Origin of the sequence: Streptomyces collinus, from assembly GCF_031348265.1 — a bacterium.
Classification (GTDB): Bacteria; Actinomycetota; Actinomycetes; order Streptomycetales; family Streptomycetaceae; genus Streptomyces; species Streptomyces collinus.
Map to the genome: position 1 here is coordinate 7,932,466 of NZ_CP133771.1, position 12,705 is coordinate 7,945,170.

Annotated in this window: 12 protein-coding genes; 8 read left to right on the plus strand and 4 right to left on the minus strand. The window is 71.8% G+C overall.

Features of this window, described 5'->3' with window-relative positions:
• The first annotated feature begins 251 nt into the window (after window positions 1-251).
• The 4 genes from RFN52_RS35635 to RFN52_RS35650 all read left to right on the plus strand — a co-directional run bounded on the left by RFN52_RS35635 (window position 252) and on the right by RFN52_RS35650 (window position 4,312).
• Window positions 252-1,595: a wax ester/triacylglycerol synthase family O-acyltransferase gene (locus RFN52_RS35635; protein ID WP_184852790.1), complete on the plus strand. Its 1,344-nt coding sequence runs from the start codon at window positions 252-254 to the stop codon at window positions 1,593-1,595.
• A gap of 104 nt (window positions 1,596-1,699) precedes the next feature.
• Complete coding sequence (locus RFN52_RS35640) at window positions 1,700-3,202, plus strand: SDR family NAD(P)-dependent oxidoreductase (RefSeq protein WP_184852793.1); 1,503 nt, start codon at window positions 1,700-1,702, stop codon at window positions 3,200-3,202.
• Window positions 3,203-3,601: 399 nt separating this feature from the next.
• Complete coding sequence (locus RFN52_RS35645) at window positions 3,602-3,775, plus strand: hypothetical protein (protein WP_184852796.1); 174 nt, start codon at window positions 3,602-3,604, stop codon at window positions 3,773-3,775.
• A gap of 54 nt (window positions 3,776-3,829) precedes the next feature.
• Window positions 3,830-4,312, plus strand: a complete 483-nt coding sequence (locus RFN52_RS35650) for a GNAT family N-acetyltransferase (RefSeq protein ID WP_184852799.1) — start codon at window positions 3,830-3,832, stop codon at window positions 4,310-4,312.
• 19 nt (window positions 4,313-4,331) lie between these two features.
• On the opposite strand, the gene RFN52_RS35655 is transcribed toward RFN52_RS35650, so the two are convergent.
• The 3 genes from RFN52_RS35655 to RFN52_RS35665 all read right to left on the minus strand — a co-directional run bounded on the left by RFN52_RS35655 (window position 4,332) and on the right by RFN52_RS35665 (window position 7,495).
• Window positions 4,332-4,745: a VOC family protein gene (locus RFN52_RS35655; protein WP_184852802.1), complete on the minus strand. Its 414-nt coding sequence runs from the start codon at window positions 4,743-4,745 to the stop codon at window positions 4,332-4,334.
• A gap of 209 nt (window positions 4,746-4,954) precedes the next feature.
• Entirely contained in the window at window positions 4,955-6,295 is a 1,341-nt protein-coding gene (locus RFN52_RS35660; protein WP_184852805.1) for an amidase, read from the minus strand.
• Window positions 6,296-6,436: 141 nt separating this feature from the next.
• Window positions 6,437-7,495: an alpha/beta hydrolase family protein gene (locus RFN52_RS35665; protein ID WP_184852807.1), complete on the minus strand. Its 1,059-nt coding sequence runs from the start codon at window positions 7,493-7,495 to the stop codon at window positions 6,437-6,439.
• Window positions 7,496-7,722: 227 nt separating this feature from the next.
• Here RFN52_RS35665 and RFN52_RS35670 point away from each other — a divergent pair, with 227 nt between their 5' ends.
• Window positions 7,723-8,196 (plus strand): carboxymuconolactone decarboxylase family protein, encoded by a 474-nt coding sequence (locus RFN52_RS35670; RefSeq protein WP_184852810.1) that lies wholly within the window; start codon window positions 7,723-7,725, stop codon window positions 8,194-8,196.
• 28 nt (window positions 8,197-8,224) lie between these two features.
• Here RFN52_RS35670 and RFN52_RS35675 read toward each other — a convergent pair whose 3' ends face one another.
• Window positions 8,225-8,929, minus strand: coding sequence for a FadR/GntR family transcriptional regulator (locus RFN52_RS35675; RefSeq protein ID WP_184852813.1), 705 nt, complete (start codon window positions 8,927-8,929; stop codon window positions 8,225-8,227).
• Window positions 8,930-9,096: 167 nt separating this feature from the next.
• Here RFN52_RS35675 and RFN52_RS35680 point away from each other — a divergent pair, with 167 nt between their 5' ends.
• From RFN52_RS35680 to RFN52_RS35690, 3 genes are read left to right on the plus strand one after another with little or no spacing between them, the layout of a single operon-like run.
• Window positions 9,097-10,170 carry a sugar ABC transporter substrate-binding protein gene (locus RFN52_RS35680; RefSeq protein WP_184852816.1) on the plus strand — a complete coding sequence of 358 codons (1,074 nt, stop codon included), beginning with the start codon at window positions 9,097-9,099 and terminating at the stop codon, window positions 10,168-10,170.
• Complete coding sequence (locus tag RFN52_RS35685) at window positions 10,167-11,657, plus strand: sugar ABC transporter ATP-binding protein (protein WP_184852819.1); 1,491 nt, start codon at window positions 10,167-10,169, stop codon at window positions 11,655-11,657. The genes RFN52_RS35680 and RFN52_RS35685 overlap by 4 nt, the downstream gene beginning before the upstream one ends.
• Window positions 11,650-12,675, plus strand: a complete 1,026-nt coding sequence (locus RFN52_RS35690; protein ID WP_184852822.1) for an ABC transporter permease — start codon at window positions 11,650-11,652, stop codon at window positions 12,673-12,675. Before RFN52_RS35685 ends, RFN52_RS35690 begins: the two co-directional genes overlap by 8 nt.
• Window positions 12,676-12,705: the final 30 nt, after the last annotated feature.

Consider the following 12,705-nt stretch of genomic DNA (forward strand, 5'->3'; position numbering starts at 1 on the left):
TGAAACCCGACACGGCCCGGCTGAGGACCGCGCACGAGGCGCTCATCCGTGACGCCTCCCGGGTGACTCCCACCGGGTGCCCGGCGGCGCGACCTGTGCTGGACTGACCGCACATGCACCATGAGTCCCGCCCCTGTCACCGGGGCGGGACTTAATCGGATGTTAACTGTACGTAGCCTGATCGTACTTGACCGTAATCGGGCGGGGGCGGTTGACTGCTGACCCACCCGTCGTCGACGCGAGGCAAGCCCTTGACTGCTGACCTGCTCGCTCCTCTCGACCTGGCGTTCTGGAACCTCGAGTCCGCGGAACACCCGATGCACCTCGGTGCGCTCGGGATCTTCTCGGCCCACTCGCCCGCCGCGGGTGCCCACGCCGCGGACCTGCTGGCGGCCCGGGCCGCCGGAGTCCCCGGACTGCGGATGCGCATCCGTGACGTGTGGCAGCCGCTGCCGGCCGCGCTGCGCCGGCCGTTCGCCTTCGGCGGCGCGGCCCGCGAGGCGGACCCGGACTTCGACCCCCTGAACCATGTGCGGCTGCACGCCCCGACCGCCGACTTCCAGGCGGTCGCGGGCCGGCTCATGGGGCGCCCCCTGGAGCGCGACCGCCCGCCCTGGGAAGCCCATGTGCTGCCGGGCGAGGACGGCGTCTGCTTCGCCGTGCTGTTCAAGTTCCACCACGCCCTCGCCGACGGGCTGCGGGCGCTGACCCTCGCCGCGGGCGTCATGGACCCGATGGACATGCCAGCCCCCCGGCCCCGCCCGGCCGAGACCCCGCGCGGCGTTCTGCCGGACGTGCGCGATCTCCCCGGGCTGATGCGCGGTGCCCTGTCGGACGTGAGCCGCGCCCTCGACATCGGCGCCTCCGTCGCCCGCTCCTCCCTCGACGTGCGGTCCACCCCCGCGCTCACCTGCGAGCCGAGCGGCACCCGCCGCACCGCCGGAGTGGTGCTCGACCTCGACGACGTGCACCGCATCCGCAAGACCGTCGGCGGCACCGTCAACGACGTCCTCATCGCCGTCGTCGCGGGCGCCCTGCGCCGCTGGCTCGACGAGCGCGGCGACGGCAGCGAGGGCGTCGCGCCCCGCGCCCTGATCCCCGTCTCCAAGCGCCGCCCCCGGACCGCGTACCCGCAGGGCAACCGGCTCTCCGGGTACCTGATACGGCTTCCGGTGGACGACCCCGACCCGCTGGCCCGCCTCGCCTCGGTCCGGGACGCCATGGACCGCAACAAGGACGCCGGCCCCAACCGGGGCGCGGGCGCCGTCGCCCTGCTCGCCGACCACGTACCCGCCCTCGCCCACCGGCTGGGCGGCCCCCTGGTCGGCCAGGCGGCCCGGATCTGGTTCGACCTCCTGGTGACCAGCGTGCCCCTGCCCAGCCTGGGCCTGAAGCTCGGCGGCCACCCGCTCACCGCCGTCTTCCCCTTCGCCCCGCTGGCCCCCGGCCACTCCCTGGCCGTCGCGGTCTCGACGTACCGGGGGAGCGTCCACTACGGCCTCGTCGCCGACGCCGAGGCGGTCCCGGACCTGGACCTGTTCGCCACGGCCGTCTCCAAGGAGGTGGCGGCACTGATCAAGGCCTGCCGGTCGTGATCAAGGCGACTTTGGCGGTGCGGCCCGACGCTCCGTAGAATTCGCCCTTCGAAAGCGGGCGCGACCGGCGCGCCGCGACGGCAGAGCAGGGAACGACAGCGGCGATGACGGTGACAGAGGACGGCCCGCAGGCCATGGACGAGGCGAGCGGGCACTCGTACGGACCCGGCATCGACCCGGAGCGCCTGGCCGTCTGCCTCGGCGTGCTGGAGGAACTCGACAAGCTGGACGTCGACCACCCGGACGCCATCGCCGTGCGCCGGGCGACCGCGGGCATCTACCGCACGGTCAAGCAGCGCCGCCGCCAGGAGCGCCGGGCCGCCAAGACCGCCCACGACAAGGCGGTCACGGAGGCCACGGCGACCGGCTCCGCCCAGCGCATCGACGACGAGACCGAGGGCCTGCTGCCGTCGTCGAACACCGAGGAGGGCAGGATCGCGGGGATACTCCAGCGCCCGCGCTCCTGCTACACCTGCAAGGCCCGGTACGTGGAAGTCGACTACTTCTACCACCAGCTCTGTCCGGACTGCGCCCGCGTGAACCGCGAGAAGCGCGACGTCCGGGCCGACCTGACCGGCAAGCGCGCGCTGCTCACCGGCGGCCGGGCCAAGATCGGCATGTACATCGCGCTGAGGCTGCTGCGCGACGGCGCGCACACCACGATCACCACCCGTTTCCCCAAGGACGCCATCCGCCGCTTCAAGGCGATGGACGACTCCGCGGACTGGATGCACCGCCTGGAGGTCGTCGGCATCGACCTGCGCGACCCGGCCCAGGCCGTGGCCCTCGCCGACCAGGTCGCCGAGGCGGGCCCGCTCGACATCCTCGTCAACAACGCGACGCAGACCGTGCGTCGCCTGCCCTCCGCCTACGCCGCCCTGGTCGAGGGCGAGAGCGCCCCGCTGCCCGCCGGCGAGCTGCCCGCCCACCACGTCATCGGCGCCTTCAACTCCGGTGCGGTCGACGGCATCGCCGCGCTGCCCCTCGGCACGAGCGGGCTCGACGCCCAGCAGGTCGCCGACCTCGCCCTGGTCGCGGGCAACGCCAGCGTCGAACGGCACCTGGACGGCACGGCGATCGACGCGGGCGGGCTGGTGCCCGACGTGGTCGACTCCAACACCTGGGTGCAGACGATCGAGCAGATCTCGCCCGTCGAGCTGCTGGAGACCCAGCTGTGCAACTACACCGCGCCGTTCATCCTGATCAGCAAGCTGCGGCCGGCCATGGCCGAGGCGGCGAAGAAGGCGGAGAGCGGGCGCGCGTACGTCGTGAACGTGTCCGCGATGGAAGGGGTCTTCGGACGCGGGTACAAGGGCGCCGGGCATCCGAACACCAACGCCGCCAAGGCCGCGATGAACATGGTCACGCGCACCAGCGCCCAGGAGATGTTCCAGACCGACGGCATTCTGATGACCTCGGTCGACACGGGCTGGATCACGGACGAGCGGCCGCACTACGACAAGCTGCGGCTCGCCGAGGCCGGGTTCCACGCGCCGCTGGACCTCGTCGACGGAGCGGCCCGGGTCTACGACCCCATCGTGCGCGGTGAGGCGGGAGAGGACCTCTACGGCGTCTTCATGAAGGACTACGCGCCCGGGAAGTGGTAGTCGCCCCTGTCCCGTGACGGGATGTCAAGGACCGTCTGGAAAGCGCCGTCGTCGGCGTACGCCGTTCGGGTGATCTGCAAAACGGCCGTCAGCGTACAAAACGGTACGTAAACAGGAGTTGAACGCCGCCTGACGCGCGATCGTTACCGGTTGTTTTCAGCCCCATCGAGCGGTGCCCCGCTCATTTGGTTAGTCTGATGCGGACGGACAGCAGCACGGGGTCCTACCCACACCCACGGTCCGTCATGGGACCAGCCGGTTCACCACGGCCTGCTCTCCCGTGAGTCGACCGGCGCCACCGCGTCCGAACTGCATTTGACATAGAGGCCCGAGCGGGCGTCAGGCGCAGCAGGACCGGCGCGTACGTCCCGAGGGTGACCGACACATAAGGAGTGCGCGGTGACACCGGAGAAGACGAATCGCGATCAGCGCCCCAAGGAACGCGGCGAGCGCGCCGGCCGACGGGTCGACGAGCTCGGCAGCCTCGACGTGTGGGCCCGTTCGGCCCCGATCCGCCTCGCGGGCTACGAGGACGACCTCGCGGAGCCCCACATCCTGCCCAGCGTCGACTGAGCGGGCAGCCCCCACCGCAATCGCCGAGAGCATGGGCGTGCCAGACTCGCACCCATGCTGATCAGGGAAGCAACGGCTGACGACTGGCCTCGCATCTGGCCGTTCTGGCACCGCATCGTCGCCGCGGGCGAGACCTACGCATGGGACCCGGGTACCTCCGAGGAGGAGGCCCGGGTCCTGTGGATGAACCCGGCGAAGCGCGTCTACGTCGTCGAGGACGACAGCGGTGCAGTCGTCGCCTCCGCCTACCTCGCCCCCAACTACGGTGGCCCGGCCGCCCGCATCGCCAACGCCGGCTTCATGGTCGACCCGGACCGGGGCGGCCGGGGCTACGGACGCGCCCTGGCCGGCCACCTCCTGACCGAGGCCCGGGCCGCCGGCTACCGGGGCATGGTGTTCAACGCCGTCGTCGAGACCAACCCGGCCGTGAAGCTGTGGACGTCCCTCGGCTTCGCGGTCCTGGGCACGGTCCCCGACGCCTTCGACCACCCCCGGCACGGCCCGGTGGGGCTGCACATCATGTACCGGGCGCTGTAGGACACCGGAGGGCCGGCCGTCAGGGCCGGGCGTACGGACGGGTCATGATCTCCATGTTGTGGCCGTCCGGGTCGTCGAAGTAGGCGCCGCGACCCCCGAAGAGGTCGTTGACCCGGCCCGGGGCTGTGTGGCTCGGATCGGCGTAGTAGGTGACGCCGATCGTCTCCAGCCGGGCGATCATGGCGTCGAACTGCTCCTCGGGCACGAGGAACGCGTAGTGCTGCGGCTGGATGGGCTCGTCGCGCTTCTCGTAGTAGTCGAGGGTCACGCCGTTGCCCAGGTCCACGGGCAGGAACGGGCCGAAGGGGGCGCCGACCTCCAGACCGAGGACGGCCGCCAGGAACTCGGCGGACAACCGGCGGTCCGAGGCGTAGACGGCGGTGTGGTCGAGGCGGGCGACGGTGGCGGGCAGGGCAGGCTGAGCGGGGGACATGAGTGGGTTCGTCTCCGAGTCGTGTGAAATCCGTGGTGAAGCGCCGCTGAGGCGCCAGGGGATGAGGACACGGAGACGAGAGGCGGGGCTCGTGCCCTCTCCGGCTCTCGGACGGATCCGGGCGGGGTCACCCCCGCCGCGCTCACGCCGAGGCCGGGCGCCTCACTCGTGCATGGCCTACGGCCGACCCGGCAGTCACCCGGCCGACCTTAGTCCATCGGCGCCGTGCGCTGCCACGGATTACGTTCCTCCAGCCGGCCCGCCAGGTCGAGGAGTTGGGACTCCGAGCCGGGCCGTCCCACCAGCTGTACGGCGCAGGGGGCACCGGAGGGGAGAGTTCCGCAGGGGACCGCCATGGCCGGCCAGCCGGTCAGGTTCCACGGGGGCGTCAGGGGCGAGTAGTTCGTGTTGGCCACCAGGTTGCTCAGCCAGCCCCGCTCGTGCCAGGGCCCGGCCTTGGGGGAGCGGCGTGCCAGCGCCGGGGTGAGCAGCACGTCGTACTCGGTGAAGAACGGCTCCAGCCGTTCCCGGAGCTTCTGACGGCTCGCCCCGGAGCGCACGGCGGCGATGAAGGGGCGGCCGATTCGCGCGTGGACGCGGGTGCGCCGTGTCAGCAGACGGGGGTCGAGGGGCTGGGCGTCCGCGGCCGTGCCCGCCGTCCAGTGGATCAGCGAGGTCGTGGCGAGGGACACCGGGTAGGGCGGGTCGGCGCGCCGGACCTGGTACCCCGACCGCATCAACAGCCCGGCCGCGTCCCGGGCGGCCGCCGCGTACGGGCGGCTGACGGTGACGCCGGCCAGCGGGCTGCGCAGCGACACCGCGACCCGGAGCGTGCCGGGCTCGGAACGGGGTGCGGGCGCGGTACCGGAGAGGACCGAGAGCATCAGGCGGACGTCCTCGACGGTCGTCGCGAGGGGTCCGTGCTCGGCCATGCCGAACCAGTTGCTGCCCGAGCCCGTCGGTACCACCCCCCGGCCCGGCTTGATGGTGAGCAGGCCGCAGTTGGCGGCCGGTATGCGCAGGGAACCCATGCCGTCGTTGCCGAGGGCGACCGGCACCATCCCGGCGGCGACGGCGGCCGCGCTGCCCCCCGACGAACCGCCCGCGGAACGCGCCGGGTCCCAGGGGTTGCGGGCGATGCCCAGCACGCCGTCCGTCGTGCCGAAGACGCACAGCTCGGGCACGTGCGTCAGCCCCACGACCACCGCGCCCGCCGCCCGCAGCCGGGCCACCGTCACATGGTCCTGTGCGGCCGGGGTCTCCGGTGTCGCCGCCGAGCCGATGCGGGTGGACTCGCCGCGTACCGCGAGGTTGTCCTTGACGGCCACGGGCACCCCGGCCAGCGGCAGTTCGGCGAAGTCGCCGCGGGCCGCCACCTCGTCGGCCTCGGCCAGGGCCGCCTCGGCACGCACCACGCGGAAGGCGCCCACACGGCCGTCGAGCCGCTCGATCCGGGCGAGGTGCTCGGCGACCACCTCGCGGGGCGTGACCCGCTTCTCGCGGACGGCGGCGGATATCTCGGCGGCGGTGCGGCCGGCCCAGGTGGTCACAGCGGCTCCTCGAAGGGGAATACGGGGACTTACTGACGAGTACGTAGGGAGAACTCTGCACCCGGGCAGGAGCGCGCGTCGAGGCCGCCGGCCGGTTCGATACCGGATCAGTGCCGTGGACCCTGGGCCTGATGTGGCCGCTCAGCGCAGATGGCGCGCGAAGAAGGCCTCGGTGACGTCCATCTCGGCCGCCCACCGCTGCCCGAACGTGTGGCCCTCGCCGGGCACCGTGCGGAGTTCGACGTCCTTGCCGGCCTCCCCGAACACGGCTGCGACCTCCCGCGACCAGGCGATCGGGCAGGTGTCGTCCGCGGTGCCGTGCTGGATCAGCAGGGGTTCGCCGACGCGGTCGGCGTAGGTCAGGGGTGAGACGCCGCGCCAGAACGCCGGGTCCTCCTCGGGTGTGCCGTGCTTCTCCTCGGTCTCGGCGACGAGGGGGTCGCCGTCGGGCCGCTGGAAGTGGTCGATGTTCTCCTGCGGCCGGGCGCTCACCGGCGCGTAGACGACCGCCGCGTCGAACAGACCGGGCGCCACGACCAGGGTGTTGTACACGACCCCGCCGCCCATCGACCGGCCGAACAGGCCGATCCGGTCGCCGTCGATCTCGGGGCGGCCGGAGTTCCGCAGGGCCAGGGCGGCGCCGATGACGTCCTCCGTGTAACCGAGCCGCAGATTCACGTCGTTGTCCGGGTCCTCGTCGGAGCGGGCGTGGTTGCGGTAGTCGGTGTGCAGGACGACATGGCCGGCGCGGGCCAGTCGGTCCTGCTCGCGCGGCATGCCCTGGCCGCTGAAGTAGACGTCCGGGTCGATGTATCCGTGCGCCAGCACCAGCGCCGGGAAGGGGCCCTTGCCCTCGGGGATGTTCATGATCCCGGAGATGGTCAGGCCGTTCGCCTCGTAGGTCACGGCGTAGCGGGTGTAGGCGGAGTTCCGGTCGAGCACGTCGCCGAGACGCAGCCCCGAGCCGGTGTGCTCGCGCTGCATCAACGCCGGGAGGGAGACGGGGTCGACAGGGCCGGGCGTGGGCGTGGCCGTGGCGCGGGGGCTCTCACCGGCGGTCCGGGCCGACGCCGGGGAGGCCGCGGGGACGGCCGGCGCCGGGGAGGCCGAGGGCGCGCCGTCCTCCGTACCGCCGGTGCAGCCCGTCGCGACGGCCAGCAGCAGTCCGGCGGCCGCGCAGGCGGTGCCCCGGAGCCGCATACGGTCCAGTGTGACCCCGACGCGTGCGGGAGGGTAGGTACCGCCCGAGCCGGCCCTGCGCCGCCCCCGTGCCGCCCCGCTCGATCAGTCCCGGCACGGGCAGGGAGGGCAGGTCCGGCCTGGTGCGGGAGGCCGCGCGAGACGCAGGTCACATTCGTCCATGTCACATCGTGATGAGCCGCCGCCTCATAGGGGTGTACGCACCGACAACGGCAGAGGAGCTCACCATGAGCGCACGACTGGACGTCTTCGCCATCCCCAGCGCGAGCAAGCTCATCAAGCAGTTCTCCTCCCTGGGGCGGCTGGTCGTGGAGTCACCGCTGCCGGCCGCCACCCGGGAACTGGTCTCGCTGCGGGTGAGCCAGATCAACGGATGCGCGGTCTGCATCGACATGCACACCAAGGAGGCCACCGCCGCGGGCGAGAGCGCCGTACGGCTCCACCTGGTCGCGGCGTGGCGGGAGGCGACGGTCTTCACCGACGCCGAGCGCGCCGCGCTGGAGCTGGCCGAGCAGGGGACCCGGATCGCGGACGGCGCCGGCGGGGTCCCGGACGAGGTGTGGGAGCGGGCCGCCAAGCACTACGACGAGGAGCAGCTCACGGCGCTGGTCACCCTCATCGCCTTCATGAACACCGCCAACCGGCTGAACGTCATGCTGGAGCAGCCGGCCGGCGACTACCAGCCCGGGCAGTTCAAGTAACCGAAGCGCACCGGGCCCTGGGCGTCGCCTAGGGCCCGAGCTGCGCCCGCAGCCACTCCTCCACCTCACCCACGTGCGCGGCCGCCGCCGCGCGGGCCGCCTCCGGGTCACGGGCCGCCAGGGCGCGGTGGATCGCCGCGTGCTCGCGGCGGGTGCGGGCGAAGGCGCCCTCCTCCTGGTAGCCGCGCCAGACGCGGGCGCGGAACGTCCGGGACGACAGGCCCTCCAGGATCGCGGCCATGGTCTCGTTGCCCGCGGCCGCCGCGATCTCCCGGTGGAAGGCCAGGTCGTGGGCGAGGATCTCCTCCGGATCGTCCGTGGCGTTCATCGCCGTCAGGTGCTTCTCCACCTCGGCCAGCTGGTCCGCGGTGATCCGCGCGGCGGCCAGCGCCGTCGCCGTCGACTCCAGGACCCTCCGGATCTCCAGCAGCTCGACCAGTTGCGGGCCGCGCGACAGGTCCGCCACGACACCGAAGGTCTCCAGCAGATCGCCGGCCTCCAGCCGGGTGACGTAGATGCCCGAGCCGTGCCGGGCTTCCAGCACACCCATCACTGTGAGCGCTCGGATCGCCTCCCTCATCGAGCTGCGGGAGATGCCGAGCTGGACCGCCAGATCGCGTTCGGTGGGCAGCCGCTGACCCGGCTCCAGCCGGCCCTCGCCGATCATCGCCTTGATCCGCTCGATGGCGCGCTGCGTCACGGTGCCCTTCTGCGGGGCTGACTCGTCGTCCACGCCACTCCTCCGATCACAGCGCTCCGGCGCAGTCTAACCAGCGGAGTGGTCGGACCACTATGGGTCCGGGGCGGGGAAAGTCGTCACCAAGGGGTGTTATGGCGCGGGATTGGTCTGATAAGTATGCGGGCATCTGCTGGAAGACCGGTCGATGGGAGCCCCCTGAGATGCCCGGAAGCACAGTGCGGAAGCGGAACACGTCCCGGATGCTCGGCGCGGTGGCCCTGGCCGCCGGAGCGTCCTTGGTGCTCGCCGCGTGCGGCAGCACCAAGGACACCGGAGCCTCAGGGGCCGGAGGCGGTGACGGCACCGGCAAGGTCGGGGTGGTGCTGCCCCTGCTGACCTCGCCGTTCTGGCAGTCGTACAACGACTACGTGCCGAAGATGGCGAAGTCCGAGGGCGTGGACGCGATGAAGACCGTCAACTCCAACAGCGACCCCTCGCAACAGATCACCGACATCAACAACCAGCTCAACCAGGGCGTCAAGGGCCTGGTCGTCGCCCCGCTGGACAGCGCCGCCATCGAGGCCGGTCTCGACCAGGCCGAACGCAAGGGCGTGCCGGTCGTCGCCGTGGACGTGGCGCCCGACAAGGGCAAGGTCGCCATGGTGGTCCGGGCGAACAACGTGGCGTACGGCGAGAAGGCCTGCCGGTACCTCGGCGAGCACATCACCTCCGGCAAGGTCGTGCAGATCATGGGCGACCTCGCCTCGGTCAACGGACGCGACCGCTCCGAGGCGTTCCGCGCCTGCGTGAAGAAGAACTTCCCGAAGCTGAAGGTCCTGGAGATCCCCGCCAAGTGGGAGTCCGACACGGCGGCCTCCAAGCTCGACACCCTCCTCAACGCCAACCCCGACATCAAGGGCATCTACCTGCAGGCGGGCGGCGTCTACCTCGCCCCGACGCTCCAGACCCTCAAGTCCAAGGGCATGCTGAAGAAGGCCGGGCAGCAGGGCCACATCGCCATCGTCTCCAACGACGGCATCCCGCAGGAGTTCGACGCGATCCGCAAGGGCGAGATCGACGCGACCGTCTCCCAGCCCGCCGACGCCTATGCCAAGTACGGCATGTACTACATCAAGGCGGCGATGCAGGGGAAGCAGTTCAAGCCGGGCCCGACGGACCACGACTCGACCATCGTCAAGCTGCCCAGCGGCATCCTGGAGGACCAGCTGCCCGCCCCGCTGGTCACCAAGGACAACGTCGACGACCCCGGGCTGTGGGGCAACACGGTCGAATGAGCAGCCCACTTGTCGAGGCACGGGGCGTCGTCAAGCGCTACGGCCCCACCACCGCCCTCGCCGACGGCAGGCTCACCGTCCTGCCCGGCGAGTCCCACGCTCTGGTCGGCCGCAACGGCGCGGGCAAGTCGACCCTCGTCCGCATCCTCACCGGCCTCCAGGCGCCCGACGAGGGCACCGTCCACTTCGACGGCGAGCCCGCGCCCCCGCTCACCGACCGGGACGCCTGGCGCCGCAAGGTCGCCTGCGTCTACCAGCATCCGACGGTCGTCCCCGAACTGACCGTCGCCGAGAACCTGTTCATCAACCGGCAGCCCCTGAGGAGGGGTTTCATCAGCTGGCGCCGCCTGAAGTCCGAAGCGGCCGCCCTCCTCGACACCTGGGACGTGCGCGTCGACCCAGAGGCCCGCACGGCCGGCCTCAAGGTCGAGGACCGGCAGATGGTGGAGATCGCCCGGGCGCTGTCCTTCGGCGCCCGCTTCATCGTCCTGGACGAACCCACCGCCCAGCTCGACAACCGGGAGATCGAGCGCCTGTTCACCCGCATGCGGGCCCTCCAGGACTCGGGCGTCACCTTCCTGTTCATCTCCCACCACCTCCAGGAGGTGTACGAGGTCTGCCAGACCGTCACGGTTTTGCGCGACGCCCGCTGGATCACCACCGCGCCGGTCGCCGACCTCCCGCGCCAGGCGCTGGTGGAGGCCATGGCGGGGGAGACGATCGCCGAGGCGGCCGAGCGGCAGCGGGCCGTCGAGGCGGCGGGCCCCGTGCTTCTCGACGTCCGCGGCCTGCGTTCGGCGGCCTACGAGAACATCGACCTCACCGTCCGTCGCGGGGAGGTCGTCGGACTCGCCGGGTCGAGCGCCAGCGGAAAGATCGAGCTGGCCGAGACGTTCACGGGGCTCCACACACCCACCGGTGGGACGGCCCGGCTGGACGGAGCGCCCCTCCCGTTCGGCGACGTCCGGGGAGCCCTCGAAGCGGGGGTCGGCTTCGTGCCCCGCGACCGGCACGAACAGGGCCTGGTCTTCGGCATGTCCATCGGCGACAACGCCACCCTCAGCGTCCTGGACCGGCTCGGCCGCTTCGGCTTCGTCGGCACCGACCGCAGGCGCGGTGTCGCAACCAGGCTGATCGAACGGCTCGACATCCACGCCGAGGGCCCCGAGCAGCCCGTCTCGGACCTGTCGGGCGGCAACGCGCAGAAGGTCGTCATGGCCCGGGCCCTCGCCTCCGACCCACGGCTCCTGGTCCTCGTCAACCCGACCGCGGGCGTCGACGTGAAGTCCAAGGAGTCCCTGCTCGCCCGCGTCGACAGCGCCCGCGAGGACGGCACCGCCGTCCTCGTCGTCTCCGACGAACTCGACGACCTCAGGCGCTGCGACCGGGTCCTCGTCCTCTTCCACGGCCGTGTCGTCGCCGAACACCGGGCGGGCTGGCGCGACCACGAGCTCATCGCCTCCATCGAAGGAGTGGACCATGGCTGACACCAAGGCCCCGCCGGTGAAGCCGGTGCTCGTGACCGGCACCGGACAGGCGCGGACCGTGCTCTTGCGCAGGGCCCGCGAACTGGCCCTCGTACCGGCCCTGCTGCTGCTCATGGTGCTCGGCACGATCGTCAACGACTCGTTCCTCACCGAGCGCAACCTGATCTCGATCCTCGGCGCTTCCGCCGCCCTCGCGATGGTCGTGCTCGCCGAGTCGCTCGTCCTCATCACCGGCAAGTTCGACCTGTCCCTGGAGTCGGTGGTCGGCATCGCGCCCGCCGTCGGGGCGCTGCTCGTGCTGCCCGCCGCCCAGTCCGGCTGGGGCACCGAGTTCCCCGCCGCCCTGGCCCTGCTCGCGGTCCTGGTCGCGGGCGCGGCCGTCGGCGCCTTCAACGGCGTCCTGGTCGTGAAGTTCAAGCTCAACGCGTTCATCGTGACGCTCGCGATGCTGATCGTGCTGCGCGGCCTGCTGGTCGGCGCGACCAAGGGCAAGACGCTGTTCGGCATGCCCGACAGCTTCTACGCGCTGGCCACCACCACCTTCCTCACCGTCCCGCTGTCGGTGTGGCTCGCCGCGATCGCCTTCGCGGTCGCCGGGCTCGTCCTGAAGTACCACCGGGTCGGGCGCGCCCTGTACGCCATCGGCGGCAACGCGGACGCGGCCCGGGCGGCGGGCATCCGCGTGGAGCGCGTCATGCTCGGCGTGTTCGTCGTCGCGGGCGTCCTCGCCGCGGTCGGCGGCATCATGCAGACCGGCTACGTCGGCGCGATCAGCGCCAACCAGGGCCAGAACATGATCTTCACGGTGTTCGCGGCCGCGGTGATCGGCGGCATCGCCCTCGACGGCGGCAAGGGCACTATGTTCGGCGCTCTCACCGGCGTACTCCTTCTGGGTGTCGTACAGAACCTGCTCACCCTCGCGCAGGTGCCGTCGTTCTGGATCCAGGCCATCTACGGCGGGATCATCCTGGTCGCCCTCATGATCGCCCGGGTCACCACCGGCCGCGCCCAGGACTGACCCGCCCGCCTTCCGCACCCCGACCCGAAA

Excerpts from the sequence above, each read along its gene's own strand:
- RFN52_RS35640 (WP_184852793.1), top strand. The coding sequence starts at position 1,700 with ATGACGGTGACAGAGGACGGCCCGCAGGCCATGGACGAGGCGAGCGGG.
- RFN52_RS35650 (WP_184852799.1), top strand. The coding sequence starts at position 3,830 with ATGCTGATCAGGGAAGCAACGGCTGACGACTGGCCTCGCATCTGGCCG.
- RFN52_RS35655 (WP_184852802.1), bottom strand. The coding sequence starts at position 4,745 with ATGTCCCCCGCTCAGCCTGCCCTGCCCGCCACCGTCGCCCGCCTCGAC.
- RFN52_RS35665 (WP_184852807.1), bottom strand. The coding sequence starts at position 7,495 with ATGCGGCTCCGGGGCACCGCCTGCGCGGCCGCCGGACTGCTGCTGGCC.
- RFN52_RS35670 (WP_184852810.1), top strand. The coding sequence starts at position 7,723 with ATGAGCGCACGACTGGACGTCTTCGCCATCCCCAGCGCGAGCAAGCTC.
- RFN52_RS35680 (WP_184852816.1), top strand. The coding sequence starts at position 9,097 with ATGCCCGGAAGCACAGTGCGGAAGCGGAACACGTCCCGGATGCTCGGC.
- RFN52_RS35685 (WP_184852819.1), top strand. The coding sequence starts at position 10,167 with ATGAGCAGCCCACTTGTCGAGGCACGGGGCGTCGTCAAGCGCTACGGC.
- RFN52_RS35690 (WP_184852822.1), top strand. The coding sequence starts at position 11,650 with ATGGCTGACACCAAGGCCCCGCCGGTGAAGCCGGTGCTCGTGACCGGC.